Source organism: Xanthomonas sp. NCPPB 4467 (assembly GCF_041475665.2).
GTDB classification, from domain to species: Bacteria; Pseudomonadota; Gammaproteobacteria; order Xanthomonadales; family Xanthomonadaceae; genus Xanthomonas; species Xanthomonas dyei.
In genome coordinates, this window is the sequence record NZ_CM191260.1 from 1699882 (window position 1) to 1723823 (window position 23942).

Genomic DNA, 23942 nt, shown 5'->3' on the forward strand with positions numbered 1-23942 from the left:
AATGCATGGGTGAAACATGGCTCGCACTCTGAAAGACATCGCTGCTGAAAAAGCCAAGGCGCAGGCACTTCTGGTAAAGCTGGAGCAAGAGGCCAAAGACATTGCCAAGGCCGAAGCCACGAAACGCTTTCCGGAGGTGGTGGAGTTCTTGAGCACCTACGCAGAGCACTACACGACGCAGCAGAAGCGTGAGCTGGGCGCGCTGCTGGGGTTTGTCGAGAAGAAAGCCGGGAAGGTGGGCGGAACGGCGACTCGGGCACCGAAATATCAGATCGCCGACGGCACGACCTGGGCAGGAAATGGCAAGCATCCGACCAAGTTTTTGAACTGGCTCGCGACGGCCGAAGGCAAGGCTTGGCAGAAGAAGCACCCGAACGAAAAATATCCCGCATACCCTTACACTACGGATTGATCGGCGCGATGGGTTGAACTGGAGCCCCGGGAAACCGGGGCTTTTTTGTGGGAGGGGATTGCCAAAAGGGGCGGTCGCCTTTTGGTGCGGGGAAGCGAGGGTGGGTGGGATAGTGAAACGGCGGCTGGGGTTCGGGAGAACTTGGCCTGGTGCCTTTCCTCTCAAGATGCTTCTAGGCTTTTCAGGCGCGCCACTGGGCGCGTTCTTTTAGAGCTAAGAGCAAAAGCGGCTAAGAGCCTAAGAGCCGGCGGCGCCGCCGCGTCTTGGGAGAAAAAGGCAGAAAGAGCGGTAGCGGCTCCCGCCCTGCCTGCGGTTTTGCAGACAATGGGATGTGGTGCAGATAGTCCTAATTTATGCTTTTCGACCGTCAGTTTTGATATTTAGTCTTAAAATGAATCTACAGACCTATTGCGAATTATTGGGTCTGCCATAACCTGGATTTGTAAGGAGGAAATGGGTCCTCCGCATAAACAGGTTGAACATGTCTATCCTCGACATTGAAAAAAACTATGCAGCATTAAGGGAGCTTCTTGCGGAAGGCGCGGATCCGAACGCGCAGAACGCTCAAGGCGATACGCCTCTTCATTGGGCCGTGCGCGTCCATCAGTCCAACACACGGGATGGCCAGGGCGACACCCCCATGCATGTTGCTGCCAAGCGGCTCCGTCGCAATACCAACGCGACCACAGTTTCCGCGCTGCTCGCTGCCGGCGCCGACCCAAATCTGAGAAATACTGCTGGGGTTTCGGTGCTTTACGAGGCAGCCATTGGTGGGAACCTCGACCAAGTGAAAGCGCTTCTGGCCGCTGGCGCCGAAATGTCGGATGCAGAACGGGCACGCTTCTATGAAGACGGCTGGAAGCAGTCGCATGTGTGCGACTACCTGCAGCAACTTGAACATAGCGCCGAGCGCTCGCAGTTCTTGGACTACGCATTGCCGGCAGCAGTGAAGACAAGTCCGGCGCGGCATCGCTTTTAAAGGATTTACCAATGACCAGTGAACGCCGCTGCCGTTACTACGCCTACGAACGCCGCTCGGGTAGCACGTGCTACTTTGATAAAGCCATGCATGAACACATGCAGCGATACCCGCACACCCAGGCTTACTTCCACCTGGCCAGGTGCCTCCACACCTCTTCGCTGCTGACCCAGGAGGAGGCCAACCGTCAGGCCTGGCTGCCACGACCCGGCCCGAGGACCCCATGACGCCCCGCTACACGCTCAAGCCGCAGCCAAAAACTCAACGCCGGGTGGAGACCATCTGTCGACTCCCCGCAATTCAGTGCCAGCCAAAACTAGAGGTCTGCGGTTGATGTTGATCACGGAACTCGGCGGGCGTTAGCCCGCCCAGGCTGTCGTGCGGTATCTGTTGGTTGTAGTCGGCCAGCCAGTGTTCGGTCTGTTCGCGGACCTCGCTCAGCGTGCGGAAGAGATGCATATCCAGCACGCCGCGCCGGTAGCTGCCGTTGAAGCGTTCGATGAAACCGTTTTGCATCGGCCGTCCCGGCTCGATGAAATCCAATGCGATGCCTTTGCACTCGGCCCACTCGGCCAAGGCTAATGCGACAAACTCCGGGCCATTGTCCAAGCGAAGCTTAGCGGGATAGCCGCGCCAGGCTGCGATGCGTTCCAACGTGCGGATGACGCGGGCCGCCGGAAGATTCAAGTCCACTTCGATCGCCAAGGCTTCCCGACTGAAGTCGTCAATGACATTGAACGTGCGGAAACGCCGACCATCCCACAGCGCATCGGACATGAAGTCGATTGACCATCCAGCATTGGGTCGCTCTCCGCATGCCAGCGGTTGTGGATGACGCGTCGGGACCCGACGCCTGCTGCGACGACGCTGATTAAGCTTCATCAGGCAATACACGCGCCAGACCCTCTTGTGATTCCACACATGTCCGCGACGACGGATGATCTGAAAAAGTTTTCCAAAACCACGCTCGGGAAAACGCTCGGCCAATTCGGACAACAGTGCAATGACCTCCTCGTCGCGATCAGGACGACGCCGATAGCGCGCCGTCGAGCGAGCCACGCCAACGACCGCACAGGCCCGGCGCTCGCTCCAGCCATGTTGCTCGACGAGCCAGGCAAGAAGCGGGCGTTTATGCGCCGGGTCTACAGCTTTTTTGCGATGACATCCTTGAGTGCATGGTTTTCCATCGCAAGCTCGGCGTACATGCGTTTGAGCTTGCTGTGCTCGGTCTCCAGGTCGCGAAGGCGCTGCACATCAGCTACCTCCATGCCACCGTACTTGGACTTCCAGACGTAGTACGTCGCGTCGGAAATACCCAGCTCGCGGCACACATCCTTGACCTGGCGGCCGCCCTCAACCTGCTTCAGCGTGGCGACAATCTGGCTTTCTGTGAACTTGCTCTTGCGCATCGTTGGTCTCCTCGGTGGCTAGTGTGCCCGGAGACCTGTAGTTATGGATGGATCAAGTTTACGGGGAGTCGACACATCCATCCGGTGAAAATAGATCTGGCCACGAAAGCCGCGTTTGATGACTTGGCCCAATCGCAGGGCTTGAGCTCACGTGCGGCGCTGGCGCAGCTGATCACCCTCCATGCCCAACTCCGCCAGCCCTTCGAGCCCCGCACCCCGCGTCCGTGGGGCATCAATGCCGCTCTGGATCGCACGACCTACAACGCCGCTCTGCCAGCCGTCCAAGTGTCCCCAGAGGACGGCATGGCTCTGTTGATCGACGCCAACCGGGCCGGCATCCGCATGACTGAAGCCGTCCGCCAGCTGGTCGTGAGGTGTGTCCAGGCGGGCGGTTGATGGGCTGAGGGTTGGCGGGGGATCGGGCGGCGATGGCCGCCTTTTTTGCGCATGGCGATCCGCTGCTGCAGGAAAGGGGCAACTGCCCCCTTTGAAGGGACAGGCGAGCGTGGGGGAGGGATAGTGCAGCGGTGGCGGGGCGGGAGCCCTGGCACGGGGCCTTTCCTCTCTCACGATGCTTTTGGTTTTCAGCGCGGCAACGCCGCGTTCTTTTATAGCAAAGAGCAAGAGCGGCTAAAAGCGTCTTGGGATGAGAGGCGGAGAAAAGCGGCAGATTCCGCCTTGCATGCGGTTTGGTAGAAAATGTGAGACGGTGCAAAGGTTTGGTGGAACTGCTTTTGGTTCGTCAATTTAAATATTTAGTCTTAAAAAGAATCTATAAACGTATTGCCAAAATTCTTTTTTCTAATACCCTGAAGTCAGGGAAGGGAAATTTTTTCCTGCTAGTAAAAAGAAACCAAGAAATGCTCACTATCACTCTCGCTGTTTACACCGCAAGCCTGCTCATTGGCCTTGTTGCTGGCCTCGCCATCGCTGATTGCATCGAATCCAACCCCTATTTCAACTAAGGAAATCCTAATGAAACTTCAGTTCCTGCACCAAGAAGGCGTTGCCGCAGCCACTACATACGAAGCAGAACGCAATCGGCTCAATAAAAAGCTCGAAGCCCAGGTTGAGGCTCTCAAGTTGGCTCAAGGGGCCGCAGGAGACGAGGCCTGCAGTAACGTCCGAGATTTCCTTGCTCCCCTTGAAGACCATTTCGTTGAAAAGATTCGCGAGGCGAGTGCGCGCCAAGACGAGATCGGCTTTGCGGACTACCAGCTTTACAACTTCGCTTACAACGAGCTTCGGGAGCAGGTGTTGAATCTCCAGCTGGAAGCACTGTTGGAGCTGAAAAGCGCTGGAGGGAATGCATGAGCACCACCGCCAGCCACTTGAAAAAGATTCCCCAGCCCCCGCCGGCCTCAACCCCGCTCGCACTGCTCCACTACGTCGTCTTCGGGGTCAGCGGATTGGCCATCGGCCAGATGGGCTGGCAACTGCTCAGCGGGCCGTGGTCCAGCTTCAAGCACATCACCGCCGGCCTGCTGCTCAGCCTGGTGCCGGTCGTGGTTATCGCCGTTTGGTCGCTCTGCCTCTTCGGCATCGCCCAGCACGTCCAACTCAACTGAAACCGAATGCCTGAAACAGGAGGAAACCAGCCATGCGCAAGATCTTCAACAAGCTTCTCAACATCGCCATCTTTGGACTCGCAATCTTCGCCTTCGACATGGCCAGCGAACGCCTGGTCCGCATGGGGCAAATCACACGGGGCTTGACTCAGCAGGTCGGTTACTCGGGGCCGATGGCCGGGATCCCCAGTGGTATGCCTGACAACATCGACTGGTAAGCGCTCAAATGGAGGACTACATCTTCAATTTTTCGCTCGTAGAGAGGCTGGAGATGCCGGCGTTGAAGTTAGCGTTCCGGGTCAGGCAGTCGATTGGGATCCTCACCCACAAACGCCCGGTCGAGTTCGCTAAAGCGTAGGACGACCGTGCAAACAGCTGCGAGCTGGTGGCCAACAAGCACTAGGTCGAGGGTAGTGCGATTTTTTTTCAAACGCTTGTCTGCGAGAACGTGGATGAGGATTGATTTAAAGAAATCGAAATTAATTGCACTTCGATTGCTCAGTTGGATTGCGTCCTTGCTTTTCTCTCTAAGAGCGCGTAGCCATTTTTTAGCGTCTCGATATGCTGAAATCCATGCGCTGATAGAAGTCTTCTCATCTCGTCTGAGGCTGGGAGTAAACGGGCAAATATCCTCTCACTCTGGGCATCCAGGTGACTACAGAAAAAGCGAAGAAGTTCTGTCATGACTCCATTTTTACGATGCTCCGGCGATACCGCTGCAAGCCAGATCTCATTCACTCTAGCCGTATAGATCTCAAGCACGCTGGTCACAATAAAGCCTACTGGTGAGCCATTGATTTCTGCGATGGTCATCTGGGCGGGTAATACTTTTCCGTTCGAGTCCTTGCGGTTGCCTTTTAAGTGAATGCTTTCCAGATTGGCCATGAGGCCGGCCTGGGCGTGCGGATCTAACAAACCTGGCTCAAAGTGTCCGCTCCTGACTTCTGAAAGCAGTAGTTTGTGTGCAAAGAGGCAGTCGTTGCCTCCGGCTGAACCTCGGATCGTGATCTTCAAGATATGGCTCCTTTCATCGGTTGGCATGGATCTTTGTTTCGCAGTCGAAGCCCGTGTTGAGTCGCCTGGCTCTATACATTGCTAAGGGCCCACGAGTTGCGGCAAGACCTCCCTCAGGCGCTGGGCGCCGCCTGCAAGGGCAAGCGACGCTTCTGATGCCCGATGATCCGCTAGTCCGATAGGCGGAATGCGAATGCGCCAAACTAGCTGTTGGGCTTGGCCGCCGCTTCGGCGCGCTTGTTGAACTCCTTCGTCCACTCCAGCATCGCTTGAACGTCTGCCAATAAATCATCTGGCTCTGGGAGCCAACTGGGGGTGTCCGTGGGTTGCGAGTGCTCAAACGCGGAATACTTGGACATCATCCCATCGATCAACGCGCAGTCCGCTGGGGCGATGGCGTTGAGCCGCTTGAGCTTGTTGAGTGTTTTGATCTCGCGCCGGTAGCGGTTGACGATGCCGGAACAGAGGTCGTCTTCCACGGACCGCTCGACCAGGATTCGGAAGTTGCTGCAGGCTGCCTTCAACGCGAGTTCTTTCAAGGGCGCATCCAGCTTCTTGAGCTGCCCTATGTTGCCGACCATTTGGCCAAAGCCGGATTGGGGCTTGAGCGAGAACGTGTTGATCTGCGCCGGCATGCCGGTGCTGCTGCCATCGCGGGCGATCGATTCAACCGAGACCTTGACCGCAGGCTGATCGAGCTTGGCCCGTTGTTCAGCGGCATTCTGGAGAAGGACCATCAGCGACAGTCGGTGCGTGAACACGATCACCTGACGATGCTCGGCCAAGTCCACCAGGCGTTTGGCGACCGCCTCCTCGTAACGTTGGTCGAGCGATGAGATGGGATCGTCGAAGATCACCGGCAGCCCTTGCGTCAGGCCCGTCGCATCGGCCAGGAACGCGGCCAAGGTGACGATGCGTTGCTCGCCTTCACTCAAGATCTCCCGGTTTTTCACCCCGCCGGTCGCGTCCTTGAGTTCGATGTAGAAGGTGAACGCGCCCTTGCCTACGGCCCGGTAGGCCATGCGGACGGGAAGCAAGTTGCCCCCCAAGGCCTGAAGCTCGGCATTGAATCGATCGCAGTAGCCTTGGGCCAGCTCGGACTCACCAATATCGTTGCTCTTGGACGTTAGCTGATTGGTCGATGTGGATCGAACGGCGGTTTCAACCGTTGCTACGCGCTTGAGGCGAACCACATCGGCCCAAACCGCGTCGCGCTGGCCGGCCAGCCATTGTCGAGCCTTCAGCTCGCGAAGGCGGGTTTCCTTCTCCGCACGGCCTTTGGGGTCCAGCAGGACCGCCAAGGCATTGCGCTCTGCGGTCGTCGACTTGACCTTCTGATCATAGGCGTTGGTCCACACCGACCACTCCACCGCCGGAGCCGCCGTGGCCTCGGTCATGGCTTTCAACCTTGCATGGATGGCTTTGAGAAGCTGCGTGGCTTGCTCGGTTTCCAGACCAATGGCAGCGCACTGGGCTTGCCAAGCAACATCGGCGAGGGGGGCGGGCAGCGCTTTCTTCAATGCCTCCAAGGCGTCTTCTGCTGACTTTGCTTCCGTCTGCAGCATGTCGTTGAGGTAGTGCTCAAAGCTGGCCAGCCGTGCCTTGCCGTCGTCGCCCAACGGTTGCTGGCAAAGGACACAACAGGCCCCCTCACCGACGTGCGGGAAGGGGTGGGCAGGGTAAGCGTGGCCGGTCGAATACGCCTTGGCTGCCTCCCAAAGGCTTCGCCACACCTTCTGCCCGACGCCCTTCAGCGGCAGACCGTTGAGGAAGGCCGTGGCGTAGGCGGTGGCGGCTTGGCGTTTGACCTCCGCAGCGGTGCGCGCCTCTGTAAGCGCTTTGACCTTCCCATCGCTCAGGTTGTCTTTCAGCGTCGAGAGGCTCGTGGCCATCTGCGACAGGCGCTCCAGCTCCCCGACAGCCTTGGCGTGGGCCACTTCCGGATTGGCCTGTGCCAGCGCCGTCTCCAACGCCAATCGCTCTTCATCCAAGGCGGAGGGGAAGGCGCAAGCCTTGTTGATATCGTCCTCGGTCAGTTTTGCTGTCAACTTGTGGAGCAACGTGGCAGCGCTGCTTTGGGAATGCTCCGCCGGGATGAGGGGCAGGCTGCTGGTGAGCTTGGCTGCGCGGGCCTTCAGTCGAATGGCAATGCCATCGGAAATCTGGATGAGCATGCCCACAAACCGCATTGCGCGTGGAAGGTGGGTGGCCGTGGTGGCGGTGTCCCCGAACTCCAGCGCCGTAGCCGAATCGAAGACCGGGACCGCTTTTAGCTTCGGATGGGGGCCGTGTGCCTCTTCCCATCCGAGATCGGCAGACGCAGTGGTGCCGTCGGCCCGCGTCGCTGTGACCTTGATGAGGGCGGAAGCGGCTGCAGAGCCCTGCTTGAACACGTTCCCGTGGATAGATCCCTTGGCCCGTGCCCCGCAGACGTGTTTCATCAAGCGCGCGTAGCCCGATTTTCCGGCTCCGTTGGGCCCGTAGACCACGGTCATCTGCCCCTGGCTAAGATCCAAAGTGGCGCCTTCCCCGATGGCATTGACGCCGCGGATGGTTGAGACCGAATCGATGCGAAGATCTGCCGCCGATGGCGTTCCCAAGATGGTCCCAGGCGTCAATGGCGGGTGTGGCGCGTCCAGCGTGTTGGCTGCTTCTGCCAGGCAATGGGCAGCCAGGGCCTCCATCTCTTCTTCTGTCGGCATGCGACGGTGCTCGATGAGGATGGCCGCCGCCATGCGCAGCCAGCTTGGGCGGCCATTCAACCAATCTTCCAGCGCCGTGGGCGCAGCGGCCCCGTCCTTCTTCGCCATGGATCACATCCCCTGTGTTCGGCGGTGAGCCAGGAAGGCCCCTCCCCCTCATTCAATGGTGACGCTGGTCAAGGCCCGGGGCAAGTGGGTGTCCGTCGTGGGCGTCAGGACAGGCCTTCGGCGGAGGCGAAGGGTTCGGTTCGTTGAGTGATTCGGAGAAAGAACCAGGAGTTGTCGCATGGAGGATCGGTGCCAGCTCGCGATTCAATGCCCGGGCTTCTGCCTTTAACTTGGCCCAGTCGTGGGAAACGTTTAGGCCCTGACGCCGGAGGGTGGCCAGCCAGGCGCGAATTCGAGTGCTCACTGCCCCGTTATACGCTGCCCCGATCCGACGGCTGTCCAACGTGGCCAACTGGATTTCCAACAAGTTGATTTCCACCAGGGCCTGCATCTGCTCAGGAGCCATGGGGCGCGGTGGGCGTCGCTGGGACCACCATTGCTTCAAACGATTCAACATGAGGGCTCTTTCTTGGGGCCGATGAATGCCGCTACTCGGGAGTCGGATCGACATCTACGCCATTGCTGAGCGCGTAGGCTCTGACCTTCGCCAGCAACTCACGTTGCTGGTCGGGGTTCAAGCGAGACATCACCAGCAGCGTCTCGGCCATCAAATCGTTGGCAGCATGAAAATAGGCCACTGGAAGACCCAGAGCTTCGGCCAGCTTTTCCATGCTTGCAGGATCCGGCACCCGATCGCCTCTCTCGTAACGAGAAATTCTGGGGGCAGCGGAGTTCTCCTCGTCCAACCCAAGCACGGCCCCCAGGTCCGCTTGTGTCAGCCCCTTGGCAAGCCGGGCCTCGCGTAAGCGACGACCGAACATATGAGCAGGGGCGAGAGGAGCAGGCATGGGAGATCAACGGATCCGTAACGACCCCACAGTCTGCCGCTTCCAATGCTGCACCGCATTTGCCAAAATGGCAAATGCGGCCAGGGCGGCCGCACACAGGGGGCGTGCATGAAGCTGGGGATAGGAGCAGTGGCCATTGCGATTGCGGTGGCCAGTGGGACCGCTGGAGCTCAGGACGGCATCTTGGGACGGATTGGGAAAGGACTGATGCACGCGGGTAAAGGCGTGGTGTCCGCGCCAGCGACGAAGCGTTACTTGGAGCCTGCAGGCACGTATTGGGACGACGGCGATCCCCCGGTTGTGGATGGCTACACCCGCGTTCGGTGGGGCCTTGCCGCCACGGCCTCTGGCGGATTCGACCTTTGCGAAGGCAACCTGTTAGCTCAGGCCAAGGCGGGTTACGCCATGGCGCCATCGACACGCACCCGGTGCATTGGCAGTTGGCAGCACCTCTATCAGCGGCTTGGGCAGACCGGCGACCCAACGACCGCCTTCGACGCCAAGGCGCGCCAGTTCGCTGCCACGGACCAGTTTTACCTGCGTCCTCACATCGACGTGGAGATCGATCCGAAGACCGGGATCCTCCACGCCTATGCGAAGGTGTTCGACAACGCCTGGTATCCGCACTCACCCGGATTTCTACCCACTGCAGTGGTCGGGGCATCTCCGCTGGGGAAGGGATCAGCCGTGGTCGGGGTGGAGCACGGAGGCCGCTACCACGCCGCCTTGCGCCTGAAGCCAGAAGACGTGGCTGAACTGAACCGGGCGGGGCGAGACGCGACCGGGGACCGAATCTTTTTCAAAGTGCTGAAGGGTGGCCTTCAGCCCAATGGCTTGCCAGACATCGTGTTGCAGATCGACCGCTTGGAGATCGGCTACAAGAACCAAGTCATCGGCATCACCCCCTCCAAAGACAAGGACGCATGAAATGAGCCGAGAGATGAAGGCTTTCGCAGCGCTCACCGTGTTGGCCTTGGCGGGGTGTTCGGGAGACAAGCGACCAACGAACCAAGACGCCGTCAAAGCGGTGGAGGCTTACTTCACTCAGCAAGGCAAGGAAGCGACGCTTCAGCGGACATGGCGCTTTGAGGTGACCGACGCAAGCGATCTGTCGCTGAAATGCGAGAAGAAGCCAAATGACGACCACGCTTGCGACGTGTCGGGGACCGTCACCGCCTTGGGCCACTTGGGAGGGCAGCCCACGAGCCAGGAAGGAAAGAGCATGAAGGTGAAGATGCACGTCACTTTCCGGCCGCAAGGCGAGGGATGGCAGGCGGTGGAGGTGAAAGACGAAGGGACGTCTGCAGGCTAAACGCCTTCATGCCATCGTCTTGACTGCACACAGGTTCCGATCAAGCGTGCAGCAAGACCGCTAGGGGGAGAGAACCATGAGCAACTACGCACCGCACCGTCGCATGATGGCTCCTCCGGGTCCGTCGCAGATGATCTTGCCCATGGTCATTCTCGGTCCCCTAGGTTTGCTGGCCCTGGCCGCGGGCTTGGAGGTGATGAAGCGTGATTTCTTCGTTGGCTTGGTCTGCTGCATTCCCGGAGCGGGCATGTTTGCTTTCTTGGCCTTCTGCCTAGCGCTCCATGTTCGAGCCCAGCGGCTTTGGGGATGGCACGTCCAAACCGGTCGTGTGCCGATGTTCCGCCACCGCAGCTTCCTGAAGGGGGCGGCGGTTGGCACGTTGCTGGGCGTTGGCTTGGTGGTGTCGGCGGCGTGGCTCGGCTTGCGGTTGATGGACGACCCGCTCTATGGGACGTTTGCCAACTACGCTTTCTACGGAGCCTTCCTCTACGGATTGCCGGTGTTGGTTGTGATGGCCGTGGTGGCCGGCTGCGCGAAGCGGGCGTGGGATCGCACCGCGCTCCCCAGATAACTCATGCCCGCCGGCGTCGCGGCGGGTGAGATGGACAAGGCGTAGCTTTTTGCCAAAGTCGGCGGAAGGCTGCATAGTCCTGCACACATTCACAATCAAGCATTTAGCGGGCATCCACATGGCCAAGAAGGGCACGGCAGCCAACGAAGCTCTCTTTGAAGAAGACTACGTGCTGCGGTCACTGGGGCGGATTGGCTATGACCCAGACATGGCCCTCACTGAGCTGGTAGCTAACACGTGGGACGCGGGGGCGGCCAAAGTAGGTGTGATCATCCCGGCGGAGACGGGTGGGTTGCTTTCGGTTGAGGACGATGGCCATGGGATGACCGAGGACCAGTTTCGTAAGCGCTGGATGACATTGGGATACAACCGGCAAAGAACCCAGGGGGAAAACGTCCAGTTTCCCTCTGAACGCGACGATTGGGTGCGCATGGCCTTTGGGCGCAACGGCATAGGTCGCCACGGTCTGTTGTGCTTTTCTGATCACTACACAGTCGAAACCTGGACGAACGGTGTTCTCTCTACCTTCGTGATTGGGACCAGAAATCAGCCGTCGCCGTTCTACATTCATAGTCATCAAGTGGGCAGGCGGTTGGGCCATGGCACCCGGTTGTTGGTGGAAGTTGAACAACACCGCCCCGATCCAGATCGGATCAGGACGGTTCTGTCGGGTCGCTTCCTGCACGACCCGCAGTTCATAGTCTCGGTGAACGGCCAGTCAGTTCCTCTGTCCCAGCATGAAGGCCTTCTGGAAGAGCGCAACATTCAGGTCGAACGCGGATTCAGCGTCACCGCCTATGTGGTGGACACGACACGCACGGCCAAATCCACGCGCTACCAGGGCGTAGCGTTCTGGGTGAGCAATCGGTTGGTTGGTCTGCCGAGTTGGACTGTTGGGCCAAGGGCCGTTTTGGACGGGCGGGTGCGCTTCGCGAAGCGCTACGCCATTGTGATTGAGTGCGGAGCGGAGTGGCTATCAGAAGTCGAACCGGACTGGTCGAAGTTCAAGTCCACGGAGCGCACTGAGCACCTTTTCAAAGCGATCAATGACTATGCCCAGGAAATGGTCGAAAAGCTGTCCGCCAACCTGATCGAGGAAAACTCCGAGGACGCTCTCTACAAGAATCGAGAAGATCTGCGGACGCTCCCACGACGTTCCATGCTTGAAGTGGCCCAGTTCACAAAAACCGTAGTGCAGGACCAACCAGGCATATCGCCAGAGACCCTCAGTAAAGTGGTCAAGGCGGTGATCAAGATTCAGAAGGGGCGCAGCGGTGCAAGTTTCCTCGACAAGCTGATGCAGCTGGATGAGCATGACATCGACGGGCTGGATCGACTGCTTGGGCAGTGGACTGTGGAGGATGCGCTTACCGTTCTGGATGAGATCGACAGTCGTCTGTCCATCATCGCCGCCATGGAGAAGCTCAGCGGCGACCCGGAAGCGGACGAACTGCACACCCTCCACCCGCTTGTGACACAGGCGCGTTGGCTGTTCGGACCGGAGTTCGATAGCTCGGAGTATGCGTCGAACAACACTCTGCGCACGGTCGCCACCAGCCTATTTAAAGCGAGAAAGTTAGATCAATCCTTCGCCAATGCTGCGAAACGCCCGGATATCGTCGTCCTCGCTGATGCCACCATCTCGATGGTGGGGACAGAGAGCTTCGATAGCGCGAGAGACCATCTCGTGATGATGCGCGATGTCTTGCTCATCGAGTTAAAGAAGGGGCGTTCTGAAATAGGCCGGCCTGAGATGAATCAGGCAGCTGAGTATGTCGATGAGCTTGTCTCGAGTGGCGGCATTGAAGGGGTTCCGTTCTTCCATGCGTTCGTTGTCGGTCATTCGGTGGCATCCAACATCTCGACGGGAACTGACCGGGAATACAACGGTTCGCGGCGCGGTCGCGTGACGGCGACTACTTACAACCAGCTCGCATTGACGGCGAATCGTCGCCTCCATGGGCTCAAGGCAAGAATCCCCTCCCGATATGAGGAGGTTTCAGGTTACGAGCTTGTCCAGAAGGTCATGGGGACGCCAAGCCAGGCATCGTTTGTGCCGCCGACTGAGTAGCTTCACTGGTCTGCCAATGAGTGCCACAGCTGAACACCCCATCCTACCTGTAGCTCATACGGGCCCTCGGCAAGTTAGCGTAAGCGCCTGGTAGTTCACCCTCACTGGGCTGTAGAACTGCCGATACCAGCGATAAGCGATGGCTTGGCCCGCGTTGCTCTCAGTGCATGCAGGCAATCCGGCTTGGCTCCCATACCCGCCGTTGGGCGTGCACCCTGGCTGACCCGTGCACGTAACGGAGGGGATGGAAGAAACCATCGCGGTGCTCGGCCACTCCCAGTGGTAGGGATTGTTTGTTTTCCCAACCAAGTCTGAGGCGCAGGCTTGGCGACAAACCGCCATGGAAGTGCCCCCACCGGTCGAGTTGTAGTCGCAGTAGTGCATGCCCATGTTAGACACGCATTCGAAGTCGTAGGAGTAGGCGTAGTTGATGTTTCCAACGTCTCCCAACGCGTTGCACTGCTCTGCGTAGTTCGCTGACTCGCTGACGTTCGCCGGCCAGTTCCCTGGTATCGGGGCAGGGGTCTCCACGCGGGTCACCGGAACGTTGTTCAATGCCCATCGCAGCCGTGCACTCTCCGCTGAAGTCAAACGAACCACTGCGTCTGGATACCAATATTGGTTCGCTGAAGACCCCGACGCGGGTGGAAGATCCACGTAATCTGAGGAATACCACGCCGCAACCTGTAGGCTCCCGTCACTGCAGCGCGGGGTTGTTGGAACGCACGTATTGACCGGATTGCGTAGGTTGCCGGTATCCGACCAGGCGGACCATCCACCGACGTTGGGCGATGGAGCCGTGGTGCGTCTAGCAGGGCAGGCGTAGGTGATGTCCCGCGAGTGGACTTGCTCCCACTCCTGCGACACGTTCCCGGTCATCCCGGAAGGGCATGACCCGGTGCGGGTGACCCACTGGGCCTGCGTTTGCCGCTCGTTGGTGGGGCATGCCTGGCAGCTGCTGGCAATCGTTGCCGTCACCACAACAGGGCTGACCCACGCTTCCGGATGCTCCCACGCCGCGTCGGTGTTGGGATCGACGCCTTCGTCCGAACAAACGGTCCGAGTCCGTAGCGTTTCCGTCCCCCACGTTCCCGCCGGGCACGTGCTCGTCTGCGTCTGTGCTTCTGCCTGCTTGCAGGGCACCAAGGCCGGTGGCAACGGGTAAGGAAGTCCAATGGGCAAGGGCTGCGGCACCCAGGGGATCGACGCGGCCGGGGGCAGGGCTGGGACTGCAGGGGGAGCCGGAGGCGACACGCCGGGGAAAGGAGCGCCGGGTGCGCCTGGCAACGCATCGCCCACGTCTGGCGCCGAGCCAATCGGACCAACCGGCATCGCCTGCGGGGGATCAAGGGAAGAACGGGCCGGTGGAACGGGTAGATCAATAAGGGCGGCCACAGAGCCACCGCCGGCCAGGCCGGAGTAGTAAAGCACCTCCAGTCGCTGGCCTCCTTCCTCACACGCGGCCGCCAGCGTCGGCACGTCCAGCTGCCCGCCCGTGTTTCGCTTCGCACTGGTGTTGTCCACGATCACGTCCAGCACGTTGGGATCACCGGCCATCGTCGAAAGGAAGGGCACGCAGGCGCGGCGAGGCACGCCGGCGAATGCCACTGTGTAGCTGTCTCCAAAGCGTCGAACGGTAGTCGGTGTGATGGCGATGGGGCCGCCCCAAGCGTTGGTCAGCGCCGACACAGACGACGCTTTCCGGAAATCAGTGGGGGCCAGGTTGTCCTCAACCACGCTTGACGCACTGACGTTTCGATAGGTGCCAATGACGCCGTAGGACCGGTCTATCGCGCTGGACAAGGCGCGCAAGTTCTCCACGTCCGTTGCGACAAACACGCGCGTTTGAACCCGGGGATAGAAGATCAGAGCTGCCGCTCCTATGGCTGCGCTTGCGCCCAGCGCGATGAGCAACTCCACCAGGCCAAAACCATGGGGACGTAAGGAACGACAGCGGCGGCGAGCGGTTGTTTTCATGCTCTTCAGCATGTGACAGGACCCGGATTTGGCAAGCCCCCGCCGCGATTAGACTTTTAGTCAAATATCAGTCAAATCAGTGGGTTGACAACCGTTGTGGGCGTGGTTGGATGGGTTTGTCGGTTTAATGGGTAAATCGACCAACACATAAAAGGATGCACCATGAAAGTATTTACGATGAACTCGATCGACACGATTGCTGATGTGGCGTCGTTTCAGCTACTGACCCCCAATCTGACGTTGGATCGTTCCAACGGTTTGGATCACTTGGTCACCAAGCGGCAGCGCGTCGCCCGACTGGCTGCCAAGGCCCGCGCCGAGCGCCGTTGGAAGAACGAGCAGGAGCGGTTCGCATGAGCGCCTCAACGGAAAACCTCATCCGGGCCATCCAAACGAACGATTCGTTGGCTTTCTACGGCTGGTTGCGCGCGCTACAAGGAACCCCGGACCTGGATGCCGGCGTGGTCGGTGACCCAGGCATCACCCCTTTGGCGGTGGCCGCGGTCATGTATGCCAACGTGCTCAAATCAGACCGCCACCGAGCAGGCCGGTATGCGGCCATGGTTGCAGCGCTTCTGGATGCGGGAGCCAATCCCTTGGTGCGGATCGGTGAGCGGTTCGTCGTTAAGAGGAACCACCTTGGAAAGCTGGAACAGCGGCGTGTAGCCGATGGTAAGACGCTGGCTGAAGTCTGCGAGGGCGTCCTTGCCCCCGCCATGCACGCCTGGTTTGCGCGCCACACTGTGGACCGGATGAACACCGAACTCCACCGACACCACCCGGCGTTCGTTCAATCCCCACGGCACATTGCGGAAGTCGCATGAGGCCAGAGCCGGCGGCTGCTCGCCGCCGAAAAGCGTCGGGGAGAAAGGGCGGGGAGGGCCACGGTTTCCGCCGGGCCCGGGCCCTTCTTAATCCCAGACGTCTGCATGGCTACAACCCCCTAGCTGCACGGACCTTGCGGGAATAGGTTTGCATCGTAGTGTGTTGCATAACCTACTCATAAAAGGAATCCGCGCGATGCGACTGGTTGTTTGCTGCTTCAAAGGGGGCGTAGGACGCACCACGCTGTCACTCAATCTGGCGGCCGCCTTTGCTAGCCAGTCCCGCGTGCTGGTCAACGATCGCGATCCGCAATGCGGGTCCGTTGCGTGGGCCGCCCTGTCCGACGAAACGCCGTTCACCGTCGGTCGTTCCTCCTCCCCAGGGTTTGACCTGGAGATTCAGGACCTGCCGCCCAGCGCCCCGGTGAAAGATCAGCTGCCGGACGCCGATCTCTACATCGTCCCAACCCTGCTCGACGGAGGCAGCTTTGTCGTCTACCTGCGGACCATCGACACGTTGCGTCGCCAGGGCAAGGCCTTCCTGCCAGTGGCCAATCGGGTCAATGTGAAGCGGGCGGAACACCGCCGCCGGCTGGAGGATCCTAGCTTGGTCGGAGCCATCGTCATCCCCGAACGGGCGGCCTTGGCCAGCTACTACGAGCTGGGCGAAACGGTTTTTAGCATGAGGGGCGCAGGCGTGGAGAAGGCGCGGGAGGACATTTTGAGGGTGGGTGGAGCTATCCAAAAAAGGTTGACCGACGCGCGGGGGACTGCATGATGGAGGCCCCGTTGCTACCCCTGCCTGACCTCATGGCTGCCAAGAAGTCCCCCACCCAGAAAGCTACTTCCAAGAAGGTGCCTGCCCGCAAGAACCTGGCAACCGCCGCCAAGGTGGTGCACTCCAAGCCGAAGCGGGAATACGCGCCACTCATCAACCTGAGGCAGTTCTCCGAAGAGGAGCTGGCCGAACTGATGGTGGCTGCCGGGGACGCCCCAGGGCGCAAAACGTATTTCGACTACAGCGAAGAAGCGCCCTACACCCGATCCGGGCAGAGGATCTACCTGGAGGTGGGCCGCGATTCAACGATGTTTGACTACCGGGACGAGAACGGGGCGCGTGTGGAGCGAACGATGGTCACCGTGCCGCCGAAGCTCCGCGAGCAGATTCAGGATGTCACCGGTGAAGAGCAGCCTATCGTTACCACAGCGATCATCGCGTTGGCTTCCTGGGCTTGCCAGGAGCTCAAAAAGAGCAAGCGGCGCTTGGTGGTCACAACAGCGGCTGATGACCTGGACCCGGTGCGCAAGCAGGTCCGGAAGGCGATTGTCGGACAAGCGCGGAAGAAGAACTAAAACGAACCATCAGGGGACAGCTTTAAAGGGCAGGTATGAAGAAGCAGTTGGAAAGAACGCAAAGCCGCCTGCATAGAGGGAGGATCAAGGCCTTTGTAAGTCGTGTCGCATGGTTAGATGTTGAGCGAAGGATTGATAGGCTCTTCAATGAGGCTAAAGATCTAGGTTGTGATGAGATCGGGAATATCTATCTTTCGAATCAGAGGGACATGCCCGCACTCAAGGGAACTTATCCAGATTCTGTTCTCAATGCCGTATGGATCATTGTTGGTGGCCGACCGCTCAATGTCCAGTTTCTTGACTCCAATCAGAAGAGGATGCTCTTGGACGAAAGGGGAGGCCAGCTCTGGTATTCTCAAGATGCAACTGGTGCGGTTACGGTGTTCATCTCGCCATACTCATCAACAAAAATGAGGATGGATGAAAAGGAGTTGATCATTGCTCGTTACGGCTGCGCTACCTCGCTCAACGAACGCAGACTTCGAATGCATTTCAATACGTTTTTCCGCTATCTATCCGTAACTAGCTGTCATGGTGATCTGGGACTGCGAGGCTACCTCTTCAGGCTGCGATTGCGGATTAGAGATCGCCGGTATGCGAATGAGTGGAGGTCAAATGCATATAAGGTCTACGTGCCGGCTTTCCTTGCCTTCGTGGGTCTGATTGCTACGCTCTACACTGGGAACAAGCTGAAGTGGCTATCTTCTTTGTTCGAATTAACCGCTGGATGACCCATAGCAGATGAACTCTGATATTTCTGACCTAGACCTTCGTCGCCAGCTGGTTGATACCACGCTGGCCTGGGAGAATGCCTTTGGCAATGCCCCCGCAATCACGTCAGCTCTGTCCGAGCATGACGCGGCCGTTCTCCTGGGCTGCTCGCTGGCCGACTACTCCGCCAGCATGAGGGCCGCTACCGCGGTCCAGCGGGGCTATGACTTCATCTATCAGGGTGTGCGCTACCAAGTGAAAGGGAACCGGCCCAGTGGGAAGAGGGGCAGTGTGGTGACCTGGGTGCCGAAGCCCCGCAACTACGATTGGGACCGTCTGATCTGGATCCTCTACAACCCTGGCTACGAGGTCCAGGAGGCCTGGCTCTGGGAGGTGGAGGACTACAAGCTCCGCTTCGATGCGATCCAGCGGCTAGGGCCGGCGCACATGCGACTTGGCGCTCCACTACCCAATTCCTTAAGTTTCATGTGCCACCACTCATCACTCCAGACGGCCGCTACCTCACGTTAGATGCAGGCTCTGGCGAACCACCAACCCAAGCTTGGGAGAGAAGGAGAGGCAGCGCCTGGTCAACGAACTGTTGGACGTCCGCCGGGCTGTGAAGACCGCTAAGGCCTCCGGGGACGCCGACGCCCTGGCAACCGCGCCAAGCCGTGGACAGCGCGAAGAGGGGATTAGGCGAACGGTGCCCGGTGTGATGGGCGGATTGGGATCCGGATTGGAACCAGCGCCTGGTGAAGAACTCCCCCTATGCGGGGTGGTTCAACCAACAAGCCAATGGCGAGGCCGAGGCCGGCGAACTGTAAGATGTGGGCTTACACGGACTTCCGCCTCATGCGTCAGGGATGCTATAGCCATGGCAAGGAACAAGCCCATCGACTTCCCCGTGCTGCTGGTGGAGGCAGACACTACCGGTGTGACCCGAGACGATCCGATCATCCACGTCATGTGCGTGCTGGTCGAGAAGGGGGAGGACGGCAAAGCGCATCCTGCTGCCATGTATACCGGCTACCAGGAGGTGGCAAGGCCATCTTCGGAAGAGGCCTTCAAGGCACACGGCATCCCAGATGAGCGGCTGAAAGGCGAGAGCCTCGACGTGGAGCAGATACGCTGTCTGGTCGCCCAAGCCGGCTCCATCGTGTCCCGCAGCCCACGGTTCAACGCTAAAAAACTTCACACGCTCGTGCCCGAGTGCCTGGAGAAGCACTGGTTCCCCTATCCTCACCGTATACAGAACTGGCGCTGGGAGCATTTCCCGGCCGACGCTCGCATGGCGATCATGTGCGGGCAGGTGGAGAACGACGGCTATGGAACCATCCATCACCTGTCCGAGCTCCTGAAGATTGAGGCCAGCTCATACGAGGTGGTGTTCGACGAGGACGGGCCGCCGACGCTCACCGTCAAGTTCGGGAGGCGCAAGGTGCTGGAATGCTTCCCAGAGGCCTTGCTGAAGTGTGTAGAAGGGGATCGGTTCCGCTTCCACGGGAAGGAGGGCTACGACTTCATCACCGCCTACTGCGACTCGGGCGATGCCTACCGCGATCGCGCCTTCCGCTTGCAAACAACGCCTTCGAACCTGGCGCTGTCTGGCACATGGGCCTACTTGCAGAAGATCAAGGGCAACGAATACGTCATTGGTGCATAGGCCCGCATTCCGCGCCGAGCGTTAGCCCGGGCTCTCGTTTACCAAACGCGCCCAGGCAGTCTGTAGAGATCTAACCTCATCGGCCCAAGCCCCGTATTCGTCCAGCGGCATAGGGGCCTCCAAGCCACGCTTCACCCGCTCCAGGTATTTGGCCTTCCGGGCCATCGCTTTGCGATACAGCAGCTCCGCTTCCTCCAGCCTGTCCGCCCCTTTTGAGGCCCGCAGTTGGGCCAGCCGGCGAACCGAGTCCGGGTTCGTGGACAGCACACGGGGAGCATGCGGCAGCGCCGGGCCGCCGGTCATCGGAACCCGCTTGTGGTTGCTGACAGGATCCTGCACTCGGTGGCGCCAGCACTCCCGCCAGTCGTCTACGTCCACCGGGCCATCGCCTGGCACATCCAGCTCCACGACGATCCCATGGGCCTCGATGAGTGCCCATACGGCAGGCAAGAAGCGGCTCACCGGAACCCGCAGAAGGGTCACCTGGCCCTCTGCCAACACCTCTGCACCGTCCCTCATCCGTAACGCCAGCTTGCTCTCACCCACTGCCTGGTCATCCCCGGCTCTGGTGCTCCAGCCCACCAAGCACGCGCGCTCCCCATCCACCTCACCGGACCACGCATAGACCCGGAACCGGGGCTCGTCGAAACGAGCGGACAGGTTGGCCAGCAGCCGCTCACGGTTGGCGTGACGGCTCAATGGGGAGAAGTGATTTTCGGCATACAGCAATGCAGCACGCCGCCGCTCCAGCAGCAAGGCAACCCGGTCAGGGTGTGCTGACGCCTGCCACTCGGACCACCCCACGATATCTCGCATGCCCTTTGCCGCGGCGCAGGGACGGCAGGCAGGCACCCAGTTCTCCACCACGCCAGCGGGGCCGCCCAGTTGCGCGGGGACGAGCGGCGTAGCAGTCCAGGACTTGGAAGAGGACAGGTCCAGCGGATCGGAGCAGAAGGCGCAGGCGTCGCCGAACTCCGCCAAGCCCGCTTTGCGTTGCCACCCATTGGCCTTGCCTTCCAGCGGGGCATCGACTCGGGCGATGGCATCCAAGAACGGGGTCAGCTCAAGCATGGGAAGCCCCCAATCCGTTCAACGCAGACCCAGCACCCAGAACGCAGAACGGGGGCGGAGGTGCACTGCAGGAGCCTGAAAAAGATTTGACTAAAACGCTTTGCCGAGCCTGTCGAACGCCCCCAGCAACCGCCCAACAAAAACCAAGAGCCCGCTTCGCTGATCCGGTCCCAGGCCAGCACTGGACCTCAACACGCTGATCGAAGTCCGAGGTGCAGCGAACGGAAGCAAGGACAGGCCGCTTGACTAAAACGGCTTGTGTCAACGCTTTCAGGGCACCCAAACAGACCGCCGAAACCCCAGCACTCGACCACCCGAACCCCCATGAAGAGTTGACTAAAACGGATGGAGTCAGGGCTTTCCGAACACCCGAGCAGCACAGCAGAACTCCAGCACACGCCAGCCAGCACCCAAGGAATCGCTCAACGAAAACAGGGGTGACAGGTGTGGCGGGGACATGGGGGTTGAAAGGGGAACTGTTACGAAAAGAGGCGGGGGACTGATAGTTGGGGAGCAGGGTGACGGGGGCCGGAGTGGAGAGCGGGGCAGGGTGTTGCGAAAACGTTTTTAGGGGATGGAGTGGAGCGGGGGCGAAGGGCATTGGGGTCTCCGGGTTGCTATGAGGGATGGGCTTTCTCATACAACTACCGGGGAAATGCGGAAGAGCAAGATCGGTGGAGCAAAAACTGGGGGGCGAATGCGAGAAACCGATTTGTTTCCCCATTCACCGTTGAAGGTTTTCCGAAGGGTGAAGGGAGTGGGGCATACACAAGTCGCACCTCCGGTGAGTTCCGACTTGGCTAGAAACGCTGCGCGTTTCCACCCATAAATGCCTTGCTGCGCCTTGTTTCACGTCTTGGCTAACAACTTGGCCAAGAGATCATCTGGAAAATGCTGGAGAACCAGCAGAATTAAAGTTTTCTTCCTTAGTCCGCTTGCGCTTACTGAATCCTCTGCTAATCCATGGTGCATGGGTTTTCAATGCAGGAGGGTAAGTGGTTCGCCAGTCGCTTTTAACCAAGTCGTTCAACATCGCCAGCGATGAGCTGGAGCGCGCCCGGTATTGCGCCAAAGAGCAGGGTGTTTCGCTCAATAAGTTCCTGCGCTTCGCGGTCATTGAGAAAACCCGAGGTGTTATCCAAGGGTTGGAAGCGACGGACACACTCAACGAGATTCGAGCCACGGCTCGCGAATCCGAAGCGCGCAATGCCATGACGTTGGAAAGCGCACTTGCCGACATGCGGATTGAAGTCGCCGCTGTGCTCCAAGCAAACGAGGACTTGGTGACGAAAACCCTCCAGGCCTTCAGCCAGTTCCTGGCCCAGCCCGAACCAGATACCAAGCAGCCGTCTCCTAAGCCGTCCAGCCGCAGCGCTGCAGCTTTCCTTCCACCGAAGCCCTAACTCTTTCCCCACTGCCTCAAGGAGGTCTACATGAAACGTTTCGCTCTCACCCTCACCATCGCGGCTCTGTTGGCCCCTGGTCTCGCGCTTGCGCAGGACACCGCACCGCCCGAGCGGCAAAAGACCAACAAGCTGCGACTGTTCAAGGCAGGTGGCATTGGATGCGCGGCCGGCGCAGGTATCGCGTTGTTGATTGGCAAGAAAGACAAAGCCCTAACTGGTTGCGCGGCGGGTGCCGTGGTTGGCGGCATTGCGTCCTATCGAGCCCAGCTCAACGAGGCCAAGGAAGTGGCCGAAGCGGCCAAGGCGGCGGGACTGGATGCCCAAGTGCATACCAAGACGGTGACTACCAAGGATGGGCCGGCGGAGGCTTTGGATGCGCTGACCATTCGCTACAACCCTCAAGACATGCAGGGCAGCAATCCGAAGACCGCCGCGACTCTGGACAAGCTGGCGGCACTGCTCAAGGCCTCGAAGAACCAGCTGACGATTCGCTTTGAAGGCGGTGACCTTGCGGTGTGCCCGATCCCGGCCGAGGAGCTGCACCGCCGCGGGGCGTTGACCGGGCACCGCTCGGAAGTGGCGTGCGGGGAGAACAACGAGCCGTTCCTCATTCGCGTAACGCCGATCCCCGACGTTCGTTGATGCCAATCGTGGGCTGGGGGCGCACGCCCCTAGCCCAATCTTTTTCAAGCGCGTGGGAGGGACCATGACACCCGAAGAACTCATCAAACAGCGCGAGCAACGCAAGCTGCTCGCCAGGGCCGCCGAGGCCAAAACCACCGGGGCATCGGACGACGAGAAGATCGTCAGCGATGCCACCAAAGAGAACCTGAAGAGCGCCGGCCGTTTGGCAGCGAGCTTCGGCAAAGCGGTGGCAGAAAAAACCAAGCATGCGGCAGCGTTGGCTGCGGAGAAGGGGCGCGAGGCTCAAGAAGCCATGGCCCGCCGTGCCGAGGAAGCCAAGGCAAAGAAGGACGCATATGCAGCCGAGCAGGAGCGACTGGAAGCCGAGCGGGCCCGAGAAATGGCCGAGCAGATGGCGCATGCCCGGACCGAAGCGCAGGCGGGCGAGGACAGGTCCACTCAATCCGAGCCCACGCCCACGATGCCAGAGCCGTTGGTAACGGACGTTGCACCCGCGCCTGCAGAGAAGCCAAAAGCCACCTCCGCATCCGACGCCGACGTGGTGATGAGCACTTCGGCTCCAGGTGTTCGAGAAGTGGAAGAGACAGTGCGACCCGCGCAAGCAGCTGTCGAGCCTCAAGTCTCGGAAGTTCAGGAGGCTGCTCCAAGCAAGCCGACTCAGGCGTTGGTGAGCGCTGTCAAGCCAGTGCCGACTAAGGTCGCGGCAAAACCACACGGGCGCCCGGACAAGCCCGTCACGTCTTCGCCTGCCCCGTCAGCGCAGGTCAACGCCAGGCAGGGACGGCGACGTATTGCCGGTGTGGGCGTGGTCGTCTTGGCGCTGGCTGGCGCTCTCGCCTGGTGGTTCTCCCACCGCTCCAGTGACGCGGCTTCCGATTCGCGTATCGATGCCACGGCCGGGGTGACAGCTCCTGAGCAGATCCCAGTGGCTGCAGCTCCGGTGCTACCGGCTCCACCCATCGCTGGAGCCGTGCCGGCCGTGATCATCCTGCAGGAAGAGACGCCCCCAAAGGCTCCCTCCGTGTCGGAGGCTCCCAATGCGGCAGCACCACCCAAGGTTGAAGCGGCCGCTGTCGTTCCTGCGGTAGTGCCAGCAGCCGTTACCCGGACAGATGCAACGCCCGTTCCGACACCCAAGCCTCGGGCTACTCCGAAGTCAGCGCCCAAAGCCGAACCAAAAACCGATTGGCAGGATCAGGCGAACGACGATATCGACGCGTGGGCGGAAAAGATCAAGTAAGGCGCTTGCGCATTTCGGAATGCTCGTTAGAAAGAATGTGTATCCATTAAACAAT

The 23942-nt window shown here is 59.8% G+C and carries 27 protein-coding genes and 1 pseudogene; 21 read left to right on the forward strand and 7 right to left on the reverse strand.

Translation table 11 applies throughout. The features are described 5' to 3' along the window. The first annotated feature begins 16 nt into the window (after nucleotides 1-16). Together ACCQ06_RS07415 and ACCQ06_RS07420 are read left to right on the forward strand one after the other, a co-directional pair. The gene (locus ACCQ06_RS07415; protein WP_316691571.1) at nucleotides 17-412 is read left to right on the forward strand and encodes an H-NS family nucleoid-associated regulatory protein; all 396 of its coding nucleotides are present in this window, start codon (nucleotides 17-19) and stop codon (nucleotides 410-412) included. A 481-nt stretch (nucleotides 413-893) separates the two neighbouring features. Then, nucleotides 894-1391, forward strand: coding sequence for an ankyrin repeat domain-containing protein (locus ACCQ06_RS07420; RefSeq protein ID WP_316691572.1), 498 nt, complete (start codon nucleotides 894-896; stop codon nucleotides 1389-1391). A gap of 300 nt (nucleotides 1392-1691) precedes the next feature. Here ACCQ06_RS07420 and ACCQ06_RS07425 read toward each other — a convergent pair. Beyond that, a protein-coding gene (locus ACCQ06_RS07425; protein ID WP_316686063.1) for an IS3 family transposase occupies nucleotides 1692-2800 on the reverse strand; the annotation gives its coding sequence in 2 pieces (ribosomal slippage) (nucleotides 1692-2539 and nucleotides 2539-2800; 1110 coding nt in all). Between the two features lie 84 nt (nucleotides 2801-2884). Between ACCQ06_RS07425 and ACCQ06_RS07430 the strand changes: the two genes are divergently transcribed. The 5 genes from ACCQ06_RS07430 (at nucleotide 2885) to ACCQ06_RS07450 (ending at nucleotide 4586) form a co-directional block, all read left to right on the forward strand. After that, a complete protein-coding gene (locus ACCQ06_RS07430; RefSeq protein ID WP_316691573.1) occupies nucleotides 2885-3196 on the forward strand; it encodes a hypothetical protein in 312 nt (103 codons plus the stop codon). A gap of 326 nt (nucleotides 3197-3522) precedes the next feature. Further along, nucleotides 3523-3765 (forward strand): hypothetical protein, encoded by a 243-nt coding sequence (locus ACCQ06_RS07435; protein ID WP_316691574.1) that lies wholly within the window; start codon nucleotides 3523-3525, stop codon nucleotides 3763-3765. A 10-nt stretch (nucleotides 3766-3775) separates the two neighbouring features. Then, nucleotides 3776-4114: a hypothetical protein gene (locus tag ACCQ06_RS07440; RefSeq protein ID WP_316691575.1), complete on the forward strand. Its 339-nt coding sequence runs from the start codon at nucleotides 3776-3778 to the stop codon at nucleotides 4112-4114. After that, nucleotides 4111-4368, forward strand: a complete 258-nt coding sequence (locus ACCQ06_RS07445) for a hypothetical protein (RefSeq protein WP_316691576.1) — start codon at nucleotides 4111-4113, stop codon at nucleotides 4366-4368. Before ACCQ06_RS07440 ends, ACCQ06_RS07445 begins: the two co-directional genes overlap by 4 nt. A gap of 32 nt (nucleotides 4369-4400) precedes the next feature. Further along, the gene (locus tag ACCQ06_RS07450) at nucleotides 4401-4586 is read left to right on the forward strand and encodes a hypothetical protein (protein WP_316691577.1); all 186 of its coding nucleotides are present in this window, start codon (nucleotides 4401-4403) and stop codon (nucleotides 4584-4586) included. Between the two features lie 280 nt (nucleotides 4587-4866). Here the strand turns inward: ACCQ06_RS07450 and ACCQ06_RS07455 are convergent, their stop codons facing one another. From ACCQ06_RS07455 to ACCQ06_RS07470, 4 genes and pseudogenes are all read right to left on the reverse strand, one after another. Next, nucleotides 4867-5382 (reverse strand): GNAT family N-acetyltransferase, encoded by a 516-nt coding sequence (locus ACCQ06_RS07455; RefSeq protein ID WP_316691578.1) that lies wholly within the window; start codon nucleotides 5380-5382, stop codon nucleotides 4867-4869. A gap of 203 nt (nucleotides 5383-5585) precedes the next feature. Then, nucleotides 5586-8192: an AAA family ATPase gene (locus ACCQ06_RS07460; RefSeq protein ID WP_316691579.1), complete on the reverse strand. Its 2607-nt coding sequence runs from the start codon at nucleotides 8190-8192 to the stop codon at nucleotides 5586-5588. 488 nt (nucleotides 8193-8680) lie between these two features. Beyond that, nucleotides 8681-8863 (reverse strand): hypothetical protein, encoded by a 183-nt coding sequence (locus ACCQ06_RS07465; RefSeq protein ID WP_233369496.1) that lies wholly within the window; start codon nucleotides 8861-8863, stop codon nucleotides 8681-8683. A 15-nt stretch (nucleotides 8864-8878) separates the two neighbouring features. Further along, nucleotides 8879-9040 (reverse strand): annotated as a pseudogene (locus ACCQ06_RS07470) (helix-turn-helix domain-containing protein); the annotation flags it as partial. Nucleotides 9041-9148: 108 nt separating this feature from the next. Here ACCQ06_RS07470 and ACCQ06_RS07475 point away from each other — a divergent pair. The 4 genes from ACCQ06_RS07475 to ACCQ06_RS07490 all read left to right on the forward strand — a co-directional run bounded on the left by ACCQ06_RS07475 (nucleotide 9149) and on the right by ACCQ06_RS07490 (nucleotide 12994). Beyond that, on the forward strand, nucleotides 9149-9967 hold the full coding sequence (locus ACCQ06_RS07475; RefSeq protein ID WP_316691580.1) for a hypothetical protein: 819 nt from the start codon (nucleotides 9149-9151) through the stop codon (nucleotides 9965-9967). Nucleotide 9968: 1 nt separating this feature from the next. Further along, the gene (locus tag ACCQ06_RS07480; protein WP_316691581.1) at nucleotides 9969-10352 is read left to right on the forward strand and encodes a hypothetical protein; all 384 of its coding nucleotides are present in this window, start codon (nucleotides 9969-9971) and stop codon (nucleotides 10350-10352) included. 76 nt (nucleotides 10353-10428) lie between these two features. After that, entirely contained in the window at nucleotides 10429-10923 is a 495-nt protein-coding gene (locus ACCQ06_RS07485) for a hypothetical protein (protein WP_316691582.1), read from the forward strand. 118 nt (nucleotides 10924-11041) lie between these two features. Then, nucleotides 11042-12994, forward strand: coding sequence for an ATP-binding protein (locus ACCQ06_RS07490; protein ID WP_316691583.1), 1953 nt, complete (start codon nucleotides 11042-11044; stop codon nucleotides 12992-12994). Nucleotides 12995-13048: 54 nt separating this feature from the next. Here the strand turns inward: ACCQ06_RS07490 and ACCQ06_RS07495 are convergent, their stop codons facing one another. Continuing rightward, on the reverse strand, nucleotides 13049-14983 hold the full coding sequence (locus tag ACCQ06_RS07495; protein WP_372365388.1) for a type 4 pilus major pilin: 1935 nt from the start codon (nucleotides 14981-14983) through the stop codon (nucleotides 13049-13051). 150 nt (nucleotides 14984-15133) lie between these two features. Here ACCQ06_RS07495 and ACCQ06_RS07500 point away from each other — a divergent pair, with 150 nt between their 5' ends. The 7 genes from ACCQ06_RS07500 (at nucleotide 15134) to ACCQ06_RS07530 (ending at nucleotide 19525) form a co-directional block, all read left to right on the forward strand. Further along, nucleotides 15134-15328 (forward strand): hypothetical protein, encoded by a 195-nt coding sequence (locus tag ACCQ06_RS07500; RefSeq protein WP_316691584.1) that lies wholly within the window; start codon nucleotides 15134-15136, stop codon nucleotides 15326-15328. Then, nucleotides 15325-15795 carry a hypothetical protein gene (locus ACCQ06_RS07505; protein WP_316691585.1) on the forward strand — a complete coding sequence of 157 codons (471 nt, stop codon included), beginning with the start codon at nucleotides 15325-15327 and terminating at the stop codon, nucleotides 15793-15795. The genes ACCQ06_RS07500 and ACCQ06_RS07505 overlap by 4 nt, the downstream gene beginning before the upstream one ends. Before the next feature lie 196 nt (nucleotides 15796-15991). Further along, entirely contained in the window at nucleotides 15992-16573 is a 582-nt protein-coding gene (locus ACCQ06_RS07510; RefSeq protein ID WP_316691586.1) for a ParA family protein, read from the forward strand. A 32-nt stretch (nucleotides 16574-16605) separates the two neighbouring features. After that, nucleotides 16606-17148 (forward strand): hypothetical protein, encoded by a 543-nt coding sequence (locus tag ACCQ06_RS07515; protein WP_316691587.1) that lies wholly within the window; start codon nucleotides 16606-16608, stop codon nucleotides 17146-17148. A gap of 35 nt (nucleotides 17149-17183) precedes the next feature. After that, nucleotides 17184-17879: a hypothetical protein gene (locus ACCQ06_RS07520; RefSeq protein ID WP_316691588.1), complete on the forward strand. Its 696-nt coding sequence runs from the start codon at nucleotides 17184-17186 to the stop codon at nucleotides 17877-17879. A gap of 10 nt (nucleotides 17880-17889) precedes the next feature. Further along, nucleotides 17890-18390 carry a hypothetical protein gene (locus ACCQ06_RS07525; protein ID WP_372365392.1) on the forward strand — a complete coding sequence of 167 codons (501 nt, stop codon included), beginning with the start codon at nucleotides 17890-17892 and terminating at the stop codon, nucleotides 18388-18390. A 346-nt stretch (nucleotides 18391-18736) separates the two neighbouring features. Beyond that, nucleotides 18737-19525 carry a hypothetical protein gene (locus tag ACCQ06_RS07530; protein ID WP_316691589.1) on the forward strand — a complete coding sequence of 263 codons (789 nt, stop codon included), beginning with the start codon at nucleotides 18737-18739 and terminating at the stop codon, nucleotides 19523-19525. Nucleotides 19526-19546: 21 nt separating this feature from the next. On the opposite strand, the gene ACCQ06_RS07535 is transcribed toward ACCQ06_RS07530, so the two are convergent. Then, entirely contained in the window at nucleotides 19547-20596 is a 1050-nt protein-coding gene (locus tag ACCQ06_RS07535) for a hypothetical protein (RefSeq protein WP_316691590.1), read from the reverse strand. Between the two features lie 995 nt (nucleotides 20597-21591). On the opposite strand from ACCQ06_RS07535, the gene ACCQ06_RS07540 reads away from it, so the two are divergent. The 3 genes from ACCQ06_RS07540 to ACCQ06_RS07550 all read left to right on the forward strand — a co-directional run bounded on the left by ACCQ06_RS07540 (nucleotide 21592) and on the right by ACCQ06_RS07550 (nucleotide 23887). Continuing rightward, entirely contained in the window at nucleotides 21592-21999 is a 408-nt protein-coding gene (locus ACCQ06_RS07540) for a hypothetical protein (protein WP_316691591.1), read from the forward strand. 30 nt (nucleotides 22000-22029) lie between these two features. Beyond that, a complete protein-coding gene (locus ACCQ06_RS07545) occupies nucleotides 22030-22644 on the forward strand; it encodes a hypothetical protein (RefSeq protein WP_316691592.1) in 615 nt (204 codons plus the stop codon). Nucleotides 22645-22708: 64 nt separating this feature from the next. Further along, on the forward strand, nucleotides 22709-23887 hold the full coding sequence (locus ACCQ06_RS07550; RefSeq protein WP_316691593.1) for a hypothetical protein: 1179 nt from the start codon (nucleotides 22709-22711) through the stop codon (nucleotides 23885-23887). Nucleotides 23888-23942: the final 55 nt, after the last annotated feature.